Source organism: Methylophaga sp. UBA5088 (assembly GCF_002414625.1).
Taxonomy (GTDB): domain Bacteria; phylum Pseudomonadota; class Gammaproteobacteria; order Nitrosococcales; family Methylophagaceae; genus Methylophaga; species Methylophaga marina.
On record NZ_DIAC01000105.1, the window covers coordinates 30,399 to 34,669 of the forward strand.

Annotated in this window: 1 protein-coding gene; it reads right to left on the minus strand. The window is 43.0% G+C overall.

From position 1 onward, the window contains the following. The coding region (locus B4K20_RS13435) for a hemagglutinin repeat-containing protein (protein ID WP_289283257.1) at positions 1-4,167 on the minus strand (4,167 nt) is incomplete at its 3' end. Positions 4,168-4,271: the final 104 nt, after the last annotated feature.

A 4,271-nucleotide genomic window follows, 5' to 3' on the forward strand; every position in this document is an offset into this window, starting at 1 on the left:
GAGATCATGGCCAGTGGTTAGGGATAACGCTTTTGCAGCTTCTATGTGGCTATTTTGATAAAACACACCCGGACTATCCGTTTTGCCTTTTCCTTTACTCATCGCCATATCAAGACTTAAGCCAGTATTCTGACCAATGCCCAAAGATAGACCAATGCTGGCGCTACTTGATGTCATTTTGGTGTTTTGCTGTTGTGTATTTTGACTGGCTAAAAGATGAATATCCTTAGCAGCATCAATGGTAATATCACCATCCGCCAAAATATCACTACCAGTGACTGCCACATCCTTATCTGTTGCCGTTAAACGCACATTTTGACCCGCCCGAATGGTGCTCGCTTGTGAAGTTTGTGATTGGGTCTGCGTCTGGGTTTTACTCTCTGACTTACCGATACTGATACTTATTTTTATCCCTGAGGTGGATAAGGCTTCATCGGATTTGCCTTCATTGATAAGATCTAGCGTGTTCTCCCCCATCTCAATGAGTTGCTTAGATTGAACATAGGCCGTAATGCCATTCAGGACGCGATTTTTCTTTTTGTCCTCTTCCACACTTCCCAAAGCATGATGATACGCTTGGGTGGCGACAGAAATAGCCGGCGCTTTTAGCGATAGTGACAAACCGCTTTGCGAAAACTCCGTTACCTGCTTTGTTTCGGTTTTATCATATAGGCTCGTGATATTGATATCTTTTGCCCTAACATCAACATTACTTTTCGCTGCAATCAAATCACTGTTTTTTTGATGAAAGGCTTCTCCGGCAACCATGGAAATATCACCATTTAAAGCCCCTATAGTTGATTTACTGTGAACCAGTTGCTTGATGTCATTTTCCGTATTCATTTCTCGGGTGCCAATACTGATGCCCGCACCACCTGTGCCTGAAAGACCTGATTTTTTCTCTTTTATATAGTGGGACTCAGTAAATGATTGCTTTGCAGCCGCGATATTAATATCTTTTGACGCATTAAATTGAATGCCTTCATCAGCCAGAACCTGACTACCCTTCACATTGATATTCGTTGCAGAGTTAACAGCAATATTTTTGGCTGTTAATGAAGATGCCACAGATGTTTGCTGGCTGAATATATCTCTTTGTTGTTTTTTTCGAGTACTAAAGCCACTCGAACGATTAGTATAGGTGGCAATATCTGATTGATAACGGGCTTCACCATTATCAATATTGACCTCTCTTGCCGTGAGTTCAAGCTTACCTTGTTGAGAATTAATATCTGCAGCTGTGATTTGCAGAGTATTTCCTGCCATCAAACTGACATCACCATTTGTACGAAGTGATGTGCCTCTATCTTTTTGCTCAGACATCTTATTAAAATCACGGCTATCAACTATGCTCAGATTTGTTTCTGACTCATTGACAGTGCCCAATGTTAAATTTTGTCCAGCAGATATCTGCGTCTGGCTCTGCTCTCCTGATAAATCGATATTCGCTGCATTAAGTGCAACATTACGCTGGGCATCAACGATTAATTGACCCGTTTCATCAGACACATAAAGATTGGCGTATCGCTTAATATTGTCTCGTTCGAAATGGCTGTTAGCTTGATCCTGCTTGCTGTGAGTCATTGAACTGCTGATATTGATATCGTTATCAGCAGCAAGTGAAAGTGAGTGATTGGCCGCTAAAGTGCCACCGTCCATCGTGATATCTGTCGCATTGATAGCAATAGACTGACTTTGAACATCTCCACCACGCTGTTGGTAACGCTCACTATCTAATGAAACGTTTTTTTGACCTCTGATACTGGCAGAGTTAAATATTTGGCTTTGTACATCAAAGGTCACCTCATTCCCCGCCAGCAGACCACTTTCTGGAGCCAAGTCACCTGCTTCAGGCTTGATATACACTTTCGGTACCAAGGCAGTGATTACCTCGCCATTATCCAGTGTCAGCTCTGTATTCACTAACCAAACAATGTCTGTCGTTAATTGGGCGATTTGTTCCGCTGTCATTGCCACACCCGGTGTTAACTGAAGTGTTTCTGCCACGCTCACACCTGCATTCATCAATGCCATAAACTGTGTCTGCTGGTCGTTATATTCACTCAGGTAGAGATGCCCGGTTAACTGGGCAACTTGTTCAGTGACTAAGCGCTGCTCGATATAACCATCACCTAGACGTTTCATTGTATTGGCAGGATCAAAGGCGAGTTGTTGCAACATATAATCTGAGCTCAACCAATCTCTGTAATCCAGAAACTGTGGATCAGTTTCAATATAAAACTGCGTCGGGTTGTCGACAAAGCTGAACATGGCATTATTAAAAACTGGAATCGTTATCGTTTGGATATTCGCCAGGCTTTTGATATCAGCATGACTATGCTCCAGTAGACTGACTCCTAAATTAAACTCGGTGTTTTTGGTGGCTGGACTGTAGGGGGCTATTCCACCAAAATCGAGCTCTTCATCATTTCCATCCCAATCCCTGAACTGACGTGTACCGTTATAACTGACTCTTTTTTGTCCTGGTGTAGCAGTATTCTGTAGTCTTCCTCCTGAGATATTCAGCTTTTGACCTGCCACAATTTGGCTATCGCTATTGAGTACATCGCCTTTTAGCTCAATATTACCTGCCGCAATAATTTTGGCGGGTGCAGAACTGATGATATGTGTGCTTTGTGTTTTAGCCGTGTAGTCGTAATAGGTATAGTCTTCGAAGTAGCGAATGATATTGCCGTTCTCATCGGTAAAAGGCTGGCCTTCTACATTATGGTTATGAATCAATGGAAAACGACTCACATCATATTTATGTGCCCAACCCTCAGGCTGCACTTCAATGATTCGCTCAATACTGTCTGTCATCCACTCAGTACTGATCCCGACATTAAGATTTTTTAGCTCATCAGCATTTATCGCTATATCCCCTGAAGCCTCGATCCGCCCACCTGAATTAATCACCTGTTGAGCTGATGTCAATGCATCACCGATAGAGACGCCAGCAATCTGTATATTGCCCTGACTGACTATTTCCGCATTCTCATTATTGAAGAGAGTTTCGGTCGATATCGACACATTGTTTCTGGCAGCCAAGATGGCATTATTATTGATTGTTATTGTATTGAGCGTGGCGTTATCAGCATAAATACGTGCGTCTGGCTGATTGTTTACTGTCTCAGACTCTATAAGCAATTGACCAACATTGATTAGACCTTCATTGTCTATCATCGAATCAGCCACTATCTGTAAATTGTCTGAGATAATTTCGCCAGAATCGGTATTTTGAAGTTCAGCCGTTGCGATAGAACCAGCACCTTCAGCTCTCATCGCACCAGAATTTATTAGGCGCCCATCTGTTGTCAGCGTTAAACGTTGCTCAGCGATTATCTCTCCAGACTGTTTAACACCAACGCCGTCTTCTGTGCCGATTAAACGGATTTTGCCTGCATACATACCGCCGAGCTCACTGACATCAACACTAAAGTTAGGCTGGTCATCATCAGTATCCAGTTTAGTTATGATGTCGTTAGTGGTACTAACCCGGTTTTTTCCTGTGGTGACAGTGAGATTGTTTGCCCAGATATCGGCATTGACTGACACGGCTCTGGCCATCAGGTCAGTATAGGCTGTACCACTGTCATCTAGTCCAGCGCCATGAATACTGATTTTGCCTTCTTCCACTAGAAAACCATTCAATTGGCCATTATTCATCAAAGCTCGGCCAGTTGTTAACGTGCTTCTGTCTGCATTAATAAAACCACAACCATCGCAGCTGATACCAGCAGGATTAGCAATAACAAGCTGTGCTTTGCTTCCAGCAATTTCCGTTGGTCCATTCAGATAACTGGGATGTTGTGAATTCACTTCATTCAGAATAATTCGGGCTGTGCCACCTGCAAGCAGACTGTTGCCCTGTACCCAGCCAGCCAGTTGCGTCTGTACGTTACTGGCGCTGTTATTAAGAATGACGCCTTTTTTGCTAACATCAAACTGGCTGTATTTATTTCTTGATACCCCTGCTGAACTGGGCGTCTGAATATTAACTTGTGGCAAACCATTTGCTGTTTGCGTAATGATGGCCTGTTGATTTGCCGGCGCAGATGGATCGACAGTAATCCCAGCCGCCATAGCACCAGCACCATAAAGTGATGAACTAAAAAGAGCAGCTGAAATCAGTACGCTTAAATAGTTTTTATTGAAACGATCTTCCATGATCATATCTCCCTGAATCCGTTCAGTATTGATAGGTCAGATTAAATCCAAGATGTCGCCCGTCCTCAAAACCATCTGGTTTTGAAAAAGATTTTCCTGCAAAC